Consider the following 13350-nt stretch of genomic DNA (forward strand, 5'->3'; position numbering starts at 1 on the left):
TATGTCTACACACATAAATAAACGTTTACAGGAAATTGAAAAAGAATATAATGTGGAAATTTTGTTTGCATGTGAATCAGGCAGCCGTGCTTATGGACTCGACACGTCAGCGAGTGATTTTGACGTCCGCTTTATATACAAGTATAAAGCATCATGCTATCTTCATCTCAATAGACCTCAAGAGGTCATTAATGTAGCAGAAGGCAATTATGATATGCAAGGGTGGGATTTGTACAAAACCGTTTATTTGTTTACAAAATCAAACCCTTCGCTTTATGAGTGGCTATGGTCGCCTTTTGTTTATTATCAGAAGCCATCGTTTGCTGAGCCACTGCGGCAAATGATGGCTCAATCATATTCCTTAAAAGCACTGGGGTATCATTATTTTAAAATTTTAACGATAAATAGTAAAAGAAATCTGACATCTTCTGTTACAATAGAGGATATAAAAGTGATGCTTCAACTGATTCGTGCATTTTTATCACTGAAAGTAGTAGTAAAGCAGCGCAGTTTCCCTGTCATTTTATTTGCCGATTTATGTAAGCAGGCAAATCTCGACGATAGGCAGCAATCCATCATTGAGCAATTTGTACAGTGCAAGATAAGCGGGAAAGTTGCTTTTAATGAAAAGATGAAAAACTTTTTGGACAGCATTAAGAAAGAAGCTGCAGCGATAGAAAAAAGCTTAAAAGAATTACCGGAAAAGCAAATCAGTTATGAGGACATTAACTTATTTTTACTAACTCAGCATAATATAATGGAGGAACGAACATGAGTGTACATAAAGAAATTTCAGCCCATTCTAAAAAACAACACGAATTAGTACGTACTTTTGCCAGTTTAGAAGCTCGACGCGAGCAAGCTATTGAAGCAGCTGTGCTTCTTTGCAAAGAAGGGAAACCCTTTTCTGTAGACGGTATTAATGCTGTAACAGCAGAAATTAATGAGCTGTCTCAAAAATATACCATCATTCCAGGCCGTAAAGTAGTGACAGAAGAAATGGTTAAAGAGTACGTAGCAAGAATATAAACGTGCTAAGCTCTGGTGTTTTTACCTTAATTTGAACAGGATATGACGTGCCGCTTGATCCATACTAATAGTGTACCAACGAGGTACAAATAGGAGGAGATAGCGATGGGTCGTCAAAAATTAGGTAATAAAAATGCGCAAGCGAATAACAATGCAAAGCATAATTATAACCAAGAGTTCTCTTCTGAGTTTAAAGCAAATCAGGCTCAAAAAGCAAAGCGTGCAAAAAGTGCAAATGACACTTATGCTGGGGAGTTTGCTTCTGAGTTCAACGTGCAACAAAACCAAAACAATTCTGTTAACAAGAAGTTAGAAGCTAATAAAAGTGCAAATAATCAATATGGCCAAGAATTCGGCTCTTATGCTGAAGTTGAATCTGCCAAAATGAATAATGCTGCACAAAAAAAGCGTAAAAAATAACAGAACTGTTTCCAAAAGCGCCTGGATTAGTCTGCTCTGTCAGCAGATTAGCCCGGCGTTTTTTGTTGGGCAATATTTGCTTGGGTACGAGATGTCAATCCATCGCAAACTATAGATGAGGTGAAGCAATATGAATAAAGGAATTGTCATTGCTCTTTCATCAATCGGTTTAGCCCAAGCCTTAAAAATCCCAATTAAAAAGTATCAAACAGGAAAATGGGATATGCGGATGATTGCTGCGTCGGGTGGAATGCCAAGCTCTCATTCAGCCGGCGTATCTTCTTTGGCTACCTATGTAGCGTTAAAAAGAGGTGTTTCTACGATTGACTTTGCGTTAGCATCTGTTTTTGGAATTATTGTGATGTACGATGCACAAGGAATTCGAAGGCAGACTGGCGAAATTACTATTAAAGTGAATACGTTAGATGAAGAAATTGAAAAGCTTGCGGGTCTTCCAGACGGAGGCTTTCACGATTTGACGGAACAGCGCTTGAAAGAAATGCTTGGGCATCAGCCCGAAGAAGTGATTGGCGGAGCCATTTTAGGAGTAGCACTTGGAGCAATTGGCTATTTTTTAGAAGGGAAATCATAGTCAAATAGCCAAAAGTAAGCTAAGATAAAGAAGAACCTTTGCAAAAGGATGGGACGAAAAAGTGACAAAAACAGTTCAAACCGTTGAAGAGTATCTTCTTTATCTTGAAGAAAAAGGCTTTCATTTAGCAGAAGATGCACGTGGATTTATTTCATTTGGTCAGCAGTATACGCGTGCAGCTGACGAGATGGTCATATTTACAATTGAATGGACACTAAAAGTACAAAAAGAATTTGACGGCAGTTTTTTTGTATCGCTCCTCGAGAATTTGACATCAAATCGTATTAGCAATCAAAAACAAGCCATTCAATATTTAAAGTCATCAGGTATGATTTAAGCAGGATTACATTCCTGCTTCTTTTTGATTAATGGCTTGTCTGGCCAGCTGATCAGCACCTGCATTTTGAGAGCTAGGGACCCACTTTATAAAAAATAACTCAAATTGACTGGACAATTTGAGGGCTTCTTCCAGTAAAGGAGCAAACGCTTTATTTTTAACGTATTCTTGGTTCATTGCGCGGTCTACTAGCTGAGAGTCCGTTCGAAAAGATACGCTCGTATACTTTTTTTCTAAACAAATTTTTAATGCATGAAGAAGTGCATGGTACTCTGCTTCATGATTCGTCATTATCCCAAGAGCAATAGCGTAACGATGATGTTCACCATTTCCTTTAATTAAAATACCAGCTCCAGAAGGACCAGGGTTGCCAGCAGTGGCTCCGTCTATATAAACTTCAATCATCCTACAGCCTCCTTGTTAAAACAATATAAGCTTAAACCATGTTTTTTCATCAATAGTATTGTATCATAAGTACTTCAGCTATTTTATATTAGCACGTATAAACGCTAAAATCCGCTTATTAGGTAAGAAAACTGTCATGAAAAGACATAATAGAAGATAAAATACAAAAAAGCAGAAAAAGTGTTGAATTCAAAATTGCTGATGAAAGGAATGCTCGTTATGAATTTCCAAATTGAATGGCATTATAAATCCTCGAAACAAAAACAGTTAATTTTCGCATCCGATTTCACAGATGCGAATGAGGCGCTAATGATTGTGGGTGATTTAGAAAAAACAGGTCGAACGAAGGAAATTTTTCTACTTGATGAGCAACAGCAAAAATGGACTGTAAAAGAAGCGAAAAAGCTCTTACAGGAAGTACAGACAGAGCCTCACGATATTGTGGCATATTTTGACGGAGGCTATGAGCATGATACGCTCTTAGCGGGGCTTGGGGTTGTGATTTATTTTAAACAGAACAACAACTCTTACCGAATACGACGCAACTCAAGGTTGCAAGAGATTGAATCAAATAATGAGGCAGAGTATGCTGCTTTTTATTATTTAATACAAGTGCTTGAGGAACTTGGTGTTCATCATATACCTGTAACGTTTAGAGGTGACTCTCAGGTTGTATTAAATCAGCTGGCTGGGGAGTGGCCTTGTTTCGAAGAAGAGTTTAATCGGTACTTAGATCGAATAGAAGATAAAATGCAGGAACTTGGTATCCGACCCGTATATGAGCCTATTTCAAGGAAGGAAAATGAAGAGGCTGACCAGCTTGCTACTCAAGCTCTTCAAGGGATACCAATTGCTAGCAGGAAGCAAGTGTAACACACAGAACGAAATGGAGATGAACGAGAGTGGAACGTAAACAATTATTAGAAGAAGTAACGGAGTTATTGGATTACTACTGTAGTGATTGTTTTGTAAAAAAAACGTTTAATAAAGAAAAGGGCAAAACATACGCTCAGACGTTTTGTATTAAAGAGTGTACCGTAGGAGAAAAAATTAAGCAGTATGGAGATTTGCTGACTAAAAAGTAAGCGTGTATAATTTGCCGGCAGCAGCTTCATTCTATCCATATGGAGGTGTTCTTTCAATGGATAAGTTTTCAAATGAAGAAGTAACAACAGGATATAATGATTTAAAGCAAGTAGAAGTGTCTATTCAATCTGCTCAAAAGATGATTGGGACAGCTACGATGAGTATGAGTCCCCAGCAGCTTGAAGAGGCAACGAATGCGCTTAATGATGCAAAAGCACAGCTTCAATCTGCCAAAGCTCATGACACAGGAGTAGACGAGCAATTTCTTCAGCAGTGCATGCAGTCTATTCAAACATGTGAACAGCAGCTTACTGAGGCCAAACGCTAGGTATAACAAAAAAGAGACTCGGAAAAGAGTCTCTTTTACTATAAAATAAAAAGATCTATTTATGATAGCTTAGTGACATTAGCGGCTTGCGGGCCTCTATTGCCTTCTACAATTTCAAAAGATACCTCTTGGCCTTCTTCCAAGGATTTATAACCTTCGCTTTGGATGGCAGAAAAATGTACAAACACGTCGCTGCCGCCTTCAACTTCAATAAAGCCATAGCCTTTTTCATTGTTGAACCATTTTACTTTACCATTTTGCATAACTTGAATCCCCCTAGTACTGTGCAGCCTCATGCTGCTGAAACTCGAATTATCATTTCCAATAGAGGTAAATGATTGTTTATATTATATAATAAGAAGAAATAAAATTTCAATATTAAAATTTAACTTTTCTGAAAATTTAATTTTTATTTAACGTGGACGTAGTACAATTATAACTAAAAAAATTTCTTATGAGATGAAAAATAACTGAAAATTTAGTTTATAATAAAAGTATAGTCAGCATAATTTTAAAGCGGTGATAAGGAGTGGGTCGTGTATGTATCGTACACAAGTAAATGGAAAAGAAATCATTTTGTTATTTTCAACGCTCGAAGCAGCAAAGAGCCGCAGCAACCTAGAGAAAGAGCAAATTTATAAGCGAGTATTGCATTTAAATGAGCAGCTGCTAATGTTTCAAAATGGAACAAGCTTCACCATTGGCGATCCGTTAGGATTAATTGTAGCTCAAGTGAAAAAAAGTGATTTGACAACCATATATATCGAACATATCATTGATAAACAGTTTATGTATGATGGAGATGGTCATCGAGGTGAAGTAGTGTAACAAGATGACACCTATATATGAAGAAGCGTACGGAGATACTCGTACGCTTCTTCATATATAGGATTAAAAATATGCGATTTTACAAGTATTAACAGGGATAAATAACAAAGTTCAATAAATTAAAGAAGAACAGTGAAACCATGAATAGCAATCACCTTTTTAGCTAAAAAATATAGATACACATCATCTTATGTAATGAGATAGTTAAGCTTTAAAATCAATGAACACGAGAGGTTTTATAAAGCTTAAATTGAAAAACGTGTGATTGTGACGTTAATTAGAAGTAAGGTTTGGAGGACGCTATGGAAAGTAGAAAAAAATTGGATTTACTTGCTCTTGCTTCTGTGCCACTTATCATGACCCTCGGAAATTCAATGTTAATTCCGGTATTGCCGGTGATTGAAAAACGTCTACAGATAAGCTCGCTGCAGGTATCCATGATTATCACGGTCTACTCAATTTTCGCTATTTTTTTAATCCCGATTGCTGGTTATTTATCAGATCGATTTGGCCGCAAGAAAATTATTATTCCCAGTTTGCTGCTTGCTGCAGCAGGAGGGGCTTTAACAGGCTGGGCTTCATGGCAAATGGCCAATCCTTTCTGGGTTATTTTAATTGGCCGCGCGATTCAAGGAATAGGTTCAGCAGGAGCTATGCCTGTTGTGATGCCTTGTGTAGGAGATATGTTCAAAGACGAGCAAGAAATTACAAAAGGACTAGGTTTAATTGAAACAGCTAATACGTTTGGGAAAGTACTAAGCCCAATACTGGGAGCTTTTTTAGCGGCTATGATTTGGTTTCTTCCTTTTTGGTTCATTCCTATTCTTTGCCTTATTTCGATTCTTTTGGTTATCTTTTTAGTAAAAGTTCCGAAAAATGATAGTTCTTCTGAATCTGAACAAAAAAAGAAAAGTATTACGCAGTTTTTGAAGGATTTGAAGAAAACGCTCAAAGAAAATATTGGATGGCTTATGGCTATTTTTATTTTAGGCGCCATTATTATGCTTGTATTATTCGGTGTTTTATTTTACCTATCGACCATACTAGAGGAGCGTTATCATATTGTGAATACGAAAAAAGGTTTAGTGATGGCTATTCCTTTGCTTGCTTTATCTATTTCTTCTTTTGTGGCGGGGAAAAAAGTTGGAAACAATAAAATCGTTATGAAGTGGTCTGCTTTTTTTGGCTTTTTATTGTTAACGTGTTCTTTCATCATTTTATTTTTTAATACGTCTCTTTTTAGTATTTTACTCACTTTAGTGCTTGGTGGAATTGGAATTGGAGCAGCTCTTCCTAGTCTTGATGCGCTTATTACAGAAGGAATTGAAAAGGAAGAGAGAGGAACCATTACGTCTCTTTACAGTTCGATGCGCTTTGTCGGAGTAGCAGCTGGCCCTCCTCTTTATACATTGCTTATGAAGTGGTCGGACATGGCTGTGTTCCAAACGTCTCTAGGGATTAGTGCAGTAGGTGCCATTTTAGTTTTAAAAGCTATCAAACCAAAACCTGAAGGCGGCGTAAAACTGAAGAAAGCTGAAGTGTGATTTTATGGAGCTGTCTTATGATAAAAGACAGCTCTTTGCTATTTAAAGACCCGTCAATATGCTTAAATTTATATTGTGTCTAGAAAAAATCCTTGAAATTTCTTATACTTCAATTTATAGACAGCAGATGCAATAGTTCTTATTTTATTGAATAAGGTGGTTTTGAATTGAGTATAAATTATCAGAAATTAAAAAGCATGGTGGATCATTATCAAATATTTGATCTTGTAGCGTATATAACAGAAGAAGTACAAAGCCTTCAATCAAAGAGCCTTGCGGGGATTGTGAAAGAATGGTTAACAAACTTACAAACGGAAGAAGAGCTGTACGAGCTTATCCGCTTTTGTGATGAAGCTTTATTAAATCGTTTAAGTCGAATGTTAACGACATATGGCTATCGTCGATTTGGCTCGATTCGAATGGTGACTCTTTATTGTGATGATCTCCTGCGAGAAGGCAAGATACTCGACGCTGATGATAGACTTTCTGTATTAATTTCTCAGCTGGATACGGAATCAGTTAAAGAGGAACAGCTTGAGAAAATCTATTTTTTAAAGGTAAGAATTCTTTTAGAAATGAAACAAGCGGATGAAGCTTCTAAGTGGATGAAACAAGTAACGTCACATAATCAAAAGGGTATGGCTGACAGATGGGGATATTTTTATTTGCAGCTCAACGACAGAATAAAAGCTGAATCCTGCTTAAAAGAAGGAACGACATATAAAGAGAATGGAGATTTTTGCTATGCAATGCTCGCAGACTTATATGCGTATGAAGGGAAGCATAAACAATCGCTTGAAACAATTAACGAGGCTATTGTCCGCTATCCACAGCTTCCGTCTTTATATATGGATAAAGTGATGCGATTAAAAGATTTAAAAGAGTATTCTCTCTTGCTTGAAACCATTGAATTTATCAACTCAAAGTTACCCTATCACGATTATCAAGATTTTTTTACGCTGCTGCGCGCCGACATTTATTTTGAGCAGCAGCAGCAATCTCAGCTTACGCATCTGCTCTCGACTAAGCGATGTTTAAAAGATTCACCCTACCAAAAATTAATCGGAAAGCATACAGACGATAGAATCAGTACAATCAAGCTTCCTATTGTACCAATTGTTCAAAAAGATAATTATTGCGTGCCAGCTAGTATGAGTATGATGTTAAGGCTTTTACATACCGAAAAAACACAGGATGAGATTGGAACGCGTATTTACGGAGGCTTAGGATCCAAACTGTCAACTGCGGTGAGCTACTTTGAATCTCTTGGCTTTGCAGCGATGTTTTTTACAGGCACAGTTGAACAGTTTAAAGAACTATTAGACAAAGGGCTGCCTATTTTGGTCAGTCTGGAATTTGAACAAGCTTCCCACGTTCAAGTTGTATTTGGCTATGATGATGAACTTGAACTTTTTCATGTACAGGATGCTAATTTTCTAAGTCCAACGTATGTAGAATATAAAAATTTTGATCAGCATTACGCTAATTCGGGGTTTTTATCAATTGTTGCTTCTAAAGCGGCAGCGGATCTCGCTTCACTTTCTAAAGAGCAAGATGTGTTTATTCGTCAGCTGTATGACTTAATCGAACTAGTTGAAGCGGATGAAGAGGCACACATTAACGATCTCGTTTCTTTATTAAAAGCAAATGAGCATGTTCCATTTGCCTCTATTTACAGTATGAAGCATTTGTACAGAAAAGAGCATGAAGCCTATATTCGTACGTGTATTAATCATGTGTTAGAGAAATATAGCAATCAAGATTATCTTAAGCTTCACGCCGCATATGCCTTTTTTAAACTTGACGACAGTAAGGCAGCATCTTCCTTGTTACACCACGTAGATAACAAAAAGCATAGCTCTTTTTATCACTATCTTAAAGGAAGAATTGCGCTGGATGAAGAGAAATATGATGAGGCTGTTGAAGCACTGCGCAGCTCGCTGCAATTAGACGTAGAGCAGCACTTGAACTGGAGCTATTTAGCACTTGCATATATGTACAAAGGAAACCTCGAAAAGGCTTTTGAATGCTCGACTATTTCCTTAAATATGTATGGCGATGAATCTTATACACAAATGAATCACGGACTTATTTTAATGGAGAAAGAAAGATACGCAGAAGCCAGAAATCTTTTCGACGCGTTATTAAAAGAAAACCCAAAAGATGCGCACAGCTGGTTTGAAAGAGCCCGTTGTGATGAACATTTAAAAAAGTTTCGTAAAGCTTACCGGGGATTTCAAGTAGCTAAACAGCTTTTGCCCACTGTCCCTTATCCATATCTTTCGATAGCTGATTTGCTACAATATCAACTAGAAAAAACAGACGAAGCTGAAAGCTATCTCAAAGAAGGCATGAAGCATCTCCCGAGCGACATGACAATTCGAGGAAGACTAGGCGATTTATACGTCGCGAATCAAAGGTACGAAGAAGCTATTGCTCTGTATAAAGAAGGCTTAAAAATAGAAGAAGATGCCCTTATGTATTTGGGCTTATCTTATGCGTATCTGGAAACAGATGAACATTTAACGGCAGTTGATACGCTCACGCTTATTGCGCAGAAGTTTTCATCGAACAGCGACGTCATGTTGGATGCAGGCAGCATGCTTTTAGATGCAGCAAAAGAGAAGAAGCTTGACAGCCAAACGATAGAGTTTGGATTTGCTCTTTATGAAGAAGGAATTCATTTTGCTCAAACAGCGCTAGATGAAGTGTTAGAAGCATATACGAGTTATTTAGAAGACACGGCTTTACTGACTCGTGGAATTAAGTTCTTAACTGGAGAACATCAAGAGCACCCTAATGAGATTTTGTACATGTGCTATTTAGGTATATTATACGAACAAGCCAAGCAGCTAACAAAAAGTGAGAAACTTTATCAGCAAGCGCTTCGTATCAAGCAAGATGCTTTGCCATATTATCGGTTAGGTGAAATATATCAATCAATGAATCGCATCACTGAAGCAAAAGAGGCCTTCCAAAAATGCTTAACTCTTGATAAAACATTTGAAGCCGCTTGTATGAAGCTTGCCGAAATGGCTTGTGAAGAACAAAATCGAACGGCTGAAAGGAATTGGCTGCTTCAATGGATACAGCTGAATCCTATGGAAGTAAACGTTGAGCACGCAGCTTCACTTTGTGAAACAGAGAAAGAGTATGAAGAGCTGTTAGAGGTATTAAAAAGCGTAGAGGAAATTGTGCTGCCCCAATGGCTCGCTGACAGCCAAGCTCATGTGTATCGCCTAAAAGGAGACATTTCACAGGCTGAAACGTATTTAGAGAAGGCGCTTGAACTAGATCCACAGAATCTTGTTATTCGCCATCATCAGGCAAAATGGCTCATCATAGAGCATAGATATGAAGAAGCTAGAACAATTCTTACAGAGCTACTAAGTGAGGATCCGGAAGATTACGCTCTATTTCAAACGTTCATGTCTAGCTTTCCAAATGGAAAAAAACTGTCCGGGCTTACGGCAAATTTAAAAAAGATAAAAATGGAAAAACGAAGCAAAAGCATGCTGTTTAAAAACGCAGCGGAGGCTTTAAATGAGTATGCCGATTCGATCGTAGAAGAGCAGCAAGGATCTATCTTCAAACGAAGCTTAGCAAAGTTCAAAGCAAAAGCAAAAACGGTTACGCTACTTGGCTTAACGATTGAACTGTATGAACTGGCTATAAAAACGGATCGGAATAATAAAGAGGCTGTGCATGCATTTGCGGCTTTTTACGAAGAGAAAGGATTGATTGAAGATAGCATCACCGTGCTGAAAAAATGGCTGCATCAAAGCTGGGATTTTGATGTTGCCTATCATTTAGCCAATATACTCGTTAATATCCATGAAAATGAACAGGCTGCACATGAAGCGCTAAACTTAGTTCAAAAACTTCTTGAACAGCAGCCATATCATATAGATTTGCAGATATACCGAGCATTTATTTTGAGTAGCCTTGAAGAGGTAGAAAAATCGGAGGCAGCTTTTCAAGAATTACTTCAGCAGGAGATTTATCAGCCTGACATATATGCAGGATTAGCAAAACTATATAATAAAACGGAACGTTATCATGAAACTGTTCAGCTTCTTCAAAAAGCGATTGAACAGCGTCAAGAGTATGAAGGGATGTATACCGATTTAGGTATCGCGTATCATTTAGAAGGTGAAACGGAAGCAGCAGCTTCGCTTATGATAACCAGAGTAGAAAGTGGAGACGAAGATCTTTTTATTCGCTATAACTTGGCATGCTATCTAGCTGTTCTTGGAAAAACTGCTTCTGCTCAGGAAGAGTTGGATTATGTTTTAGCGCACGATGAAACAGGAGAATTTTATGAAATGGCTATGGAAGACGATGAACTAAAAGGATTAACGGTAAGAAGGTAAAAAAAAGAAGCTGGGTTTCAGCTTCTTTTTTTATCCCTCTTTTGCACCTTGTCTTTTCAAAGAAATGGATTCGGAAATTTCCAGTGTAAGAATGATAATGGTGCCAAGAACTAATCCGTTGCTTAAAAACGTAGTAACTAAAGGAGGCAGTGTTGAAAAAGCTTGAGAAGGCAAAAACATAACCCCTATCCCCGACAGCAACGCAATACCGGCTTTTTTCATTGCTTTTTCGGGCTGTTTGGCATGCTTGAATTCTCCAATTCCAAGAGCCATCATACCTGTAAAAACAGGAAAGATTGCCGCGTATCCGACGGCAGGAGGAAGAGCGGACATAATGGACGTTAAAGGAGTAAAGATACTCAGAAAAAGCAAAAGACACGATGCTACAATAAAAGGAACTCGGCTATAAAGATTTGTAGCTGAAATAAACCCACCGGAACCTGAAATAGGAACGGCACCGACACCTGAAAACAATCCTCCAAGCAGCTGACTTATACCCGAAACCATCCCGGAACGCTTAATATTGTCTTTTTCAATTTTTTCTCCTTTGTGCTTATAAACAGACTCAACAACACGAATAGAAGCGAGCATGTTTGTAATTAAAATGAGCGTCACAAAAAAAGCAGTAACAACCATATTCCATTCAACGCGAGGAGCTCCAAATACGAACACTTTAGGTATGTAAAATAACTGCGCCTGAAACTCGATAGGTTTAGCTAACCCTAGTATTGCAAATACTCCCCAGCCTACACCAATACTAATAATAATGCTAAGCTTATTTAACGTCCGGTGCGATAATAAATAAAAAGTCAGCAGCAAAATCGCAGCTGAAGCCAGCGCAATTGGAAGTTTAATAGCTGAATTCATTTCTGTAATGCCAAACATTCCTTTTAAAAAGGAACCGCTTAGCTGCGTCACTAATAAAATTAAATATGTACCGGTAACTGTCGGGGTAAAGTATTTTGCTAGTTTATCAATGAGACCAAGCAGGCTCATCAAAATAGCAATTATCCCGCTTATAAGGAGGGTGAACTGCAGCACGCGGAGCGTTTCAGAGTGAGAACCAAACAGAACGGTTCCAAGGCTCGCATACAGAGAAAAGACGCCCCACCAAACGCCAGCTGGCCCTTCCATGATTGGGTATTTATGCCCTATAAATACCTGCAAGAGCCCGGATAAAGCTAAAATAAATAACGTTCGCTGTAAAAATTGAATAGAATCCGCTGCGTTTAAATGAAACTGAGAAGCAATTACAATAGGAACAATCATACTATTAGAAATCATAAATAAAAACCATTGTAGTGAAGCAATGGAAACTCGAAACATTCTTAACACCTCAATTAATGCCGACGAGCGGCTGAATGAACCAACAGGCTGCTCTATTATTTTACCATGGGATTTCCAATTTGTAAGCGATATCTTGTTAAAAGGAAGATGAATAAAGTGTCAAAAAATTCAATATATTGTTGTGAAAAGAAGAAAGATAATTTATAATTTTCTTACAATTATAAATTATAAACATAAGAATAATTTATAATGAACTGACTAACAGTCAAGGAAGGAGGAGGAATAAGACAAATGAAACTATACCTGTCGGTTGATATGGAAGGAATTACGGGACTCGTCGATCACACAAATGTTCTGCGACAGAAAGAAAATTATGAAAGAAGCCGCAAAATAATGACGGATGAAGCAAATGCAGTAATTTATGCAGGATTTAGAGAAAAGTGCTCAGAAGTTGTGGTAAATGACAGTCATTCGAGTATGAATAATCTCCTTGTTGAACGGCTTCATCCAGAAACTCAGCTTATTTCAGGGAGCGTAAAACCATATTCAATGGTACAGGGATTAGATCAGACTTTTGATGGTGCTATGTTTCTAGGGTATCATGCTAAAGCATCCATGCCTGGTGTCATGTCTCATTCAATGATATTTGGTGCTCGCAATATGTACATAGACGGTACGAATATTGGAGAGTTAGGCTTCAACGCATACGTCGCAGGCTATTACGGCGTGCCAGTTTTAATGGTAGCCGGTGATGACCAAACGGCGCTGGAAGCACAGCAGCTTATTCCAAACGTGACGACCGCTATCGTCAAACAGGCCATTTCACGTTCTGCAGCCAAAACATTAACCCCTAAGAAAGCAGAACAATTACTTCAAGAAAAAACAGCCGCAGCTATTCAACACAAACACCTTGTTAAACCTTTAAATCCACCTAAACATCCAACCTTACGAATAGAATTTGCAAATTATGGTCAAGCAGAGTGGGCGCATTTAATGCCGGGAACAGAAATTGAGCCTGGAACGACGACCGTTCGGTTTCAAGCAAAAGATATTTTAGAAGCTTATCAGGCCATGCTTGTTATGACTGAATTAGCTACGCGCACAACATTCTGTTAGAAGGT

General features: G+C 38.0%; 15 protein-coding genes. 12 read left to right on the forward strand and 3 right to left on the reverse strand.

The features are described from left to right. Window position 1 precedes the first annotated feature (1 nt). The 5 genes from JNUCC25_RS07340 to JNUCC25_RS07360 all read left to right on the forward strand — a co-directional run bounded on the left by JNUCC25_RS07340 (window position 2) and on the right by JNUCC25_RS07360 (window position 2378). Window positions 2-775: a nucleotidyltransferase domain-containing protein gene (locus tag JNUCC25_RS07340; RefSeq protein ID WP_013056166.1), complete on the forward strand. Its 774-nt coding sequence runs from the start codon at window positions 2-4 to the stop codon at window positions 773-775. After that, window positions 772-1029: a DUF2533 family protein gene (locus JNUCC25_RS07345; RefSeq protein WP_013056167.1), complete on the forward strand. Its 258-nt coding sequence runs from the start codon at window positions 772-774 to the stop codon at window positions 1027-1029. Before JNUCC25_RS07340 ends, JNUCC25_RS07345 begins: the two co-directional genes overlap by 4 nt. 105 nt (window positions 1030-1134) lie before the next feature. Beyond that, window positions 1135-1449 carry a hypothetical protein gene (locus JNUCC25_RS07350; RefSeq protein WP_013056168.1) on the forward strand — a complete coding sequence of 105 codons (315 nt, stop codon included), beginning with the start codon at window positions 1135-1137 and terminating at the stop codon, window positions 1447-1449. Window positions 1450-1579: 130 nt separating this feature from the next. After that, on the forward strand, window positions 1580-2041 hold the full coding sequence (locus tag JNUCC25_RS07355) for a divergent PAP2 family protein (protein ID WP_013056169.1): 462 nt from the start codon (window positions 1580-1582) through the stop codon (window positions 2039-2041). A gap of 61 nt (window positions 2042-2102) precedes the next feature. After that, on the forward strand, window positions 2103-2378 hold the full coding sequence (locus tag JNUCC25_RS07360) for a DUF6123 family protein (protein ID WP_029324151.1): 276 nt from the start codon (window positions 2103-2105) through the stop codon (window positions 2376-2378). 6 nt (window positions 2379-2384) lie between these two features. Here the strand turns inward: JNUCC25_RS07360 and JNUCC25_RS07365 are convergent, their stop codons facing one another. Then, window positions 2385-2783, reverse strand: a complete 399-nt coding sequence (locus tag JNUCC25_RS07365; RefSeq protein WP_013056171.1) for a reverse transcriptase-like protein — start codon at window positions 2781-2783, stop codon at window positions 2385-2387. Window positions 2784-3002: 219 nt separating this feature from the next. Between JNUCC25_RS07365 and JNUCC25_RS07370 the strand changes: the two genes are divergently transcribed. From JNUCC25_RS07370 to JNUCC25_RS07380, 3 genes are read left to right on the forward strand one after another with little or no spacing between them, the layout of a single operon-like run. Then, the gene (locus tag JNUCC25_RS07370) at window positions 3003-3656 is read left to right on the forward strand and encodes a ribonuclease H family protein (protein WP_064471486.1); all 654 of its coding nucleotides are present in this window, start codon (window positions 3003-3005) and stop codon (window positions 3654-3656) included. A gap of 29 nt (window positions 3657-3685) precedes the next feature. After that, on the forward strand, window positions 3686-3868 hold the full coding sequence (locus JNUCC25_RS07375; protein ID WP_013056173.1) for a zinc-finger domain-containing protein: 183 nt from the start codon (window positions 3686-3688) through the stop codon (window positions 3866-3868). A gap of 56 nt (window positions 3869-3924) precedes the next feature. After that, on the forward strand, window positions 3925-4197 hold the full coding sequence (locus tag JNUCC25_RS07380; protein ID WP_064471487.1) for a DUF2564 family protein: 273 nt from the start codon (window positions 3925-3927) through the stop codon (window positions 4195-4197). Window positions 4198-4256: 59 nt separating this feature from the next. Here the strand turns inward: JNUCC25_RS07380 and cspD are convergent, their stop codons facing one another. Further along, the gene (gene cspD, locus JNUCC25_RS07385) at window positions 4257-4460 is read right to left on the reverse strand and encodes a cold-shock protein CspD (protein WP_013056175.1); all 204 of its coding nucleotides are present in this window, start codon (window positions 4458-4460) and stop codon (window positions 4257-4259) included. Window positions 4461-4737: 277 nt separating this feature from the next. Between cspD and JNUCC25_RS07390 the strand changes: the two genes are divergently transcribed. The 3 genes from JNUCC25_RS07390 to JNUCC25_RS07400 all read left to right on the forward strand — a co-directional run bounded on the left by JNUCC25_RS07390 (window position 4738) and on the right by JNUCC25_RS07400 (window position 10942). Then, complete coding sequence (locus JNUCC25_RS07390) at window positions 4738-5025, forward strand: hypothetical protein (RefSeq protein WP_013056176.1); 288 nt, start codon at window positions 4738-4740, stop codon at window positions 5023-5025. A 302-nt stretch (window positions 5026-5327) separates the two neighbouring features. Next, the gene (locus tag JNUCC25_RS07395; protein WP_013056177.1) at window positions 5328-6569 is read left to right on the forward strand and encodes an MFS transporter; all 1242 of its coding nucleotides are present in this window, start codon (window positions 5328-5330) and stop codon (window positions 6567-6569) included. Between the two features lie 167 nt (window positions 6570-6736). Continuing rightward, on the forward strand, window positions 6737-10942 hold the full coding sequence (locus JNUCC25_RS07400; RefSeq protein ID WP_454223025.1) for a tetratricopeptide repeat protein: 4206 nt from the start codon (window positions 6737-6739) through the stop codon (window positions 10940-10942). Window positions 10943-10972: 30 nt separating this feature from the next. On the opposite strand, the gene JNUCC25_RS07405 is transcribed toward JNUCC25_RS07400, so the two are convergent. Continuing rightward, on the reverse strand, window positions 10973-12268 hold the full coding sequence (locus JNUCC25_RS07405) for a purine/pyrimidine permease (RefSeq protein ID WP_013056179.1): 1296 nt from the start codon (window positions 12266-12268) through the stop codon (window positions 10973-10975). A 252-nt stretch (window positions 12269-12520) separates the two neighbouring features. Between JNUCC25_RS07405 and JNUCC25_RS07410 the strand changes: the two genes are divergently transcribed. Next, a complete protein-coding gene (locus JNUCC25_RS07410) occupies window positions 12521-13345 on the forward strand; it encodes a M55 family metallopeptidase (protein ID WP_454223027.1) in 825 nt (274 codons plus the stop codon). Window positions 13346-13350: the final 5 nt, after the last annotated feature.

The organism is Priestia sp. JNUCC 25 (assembly GCF_053667915.1).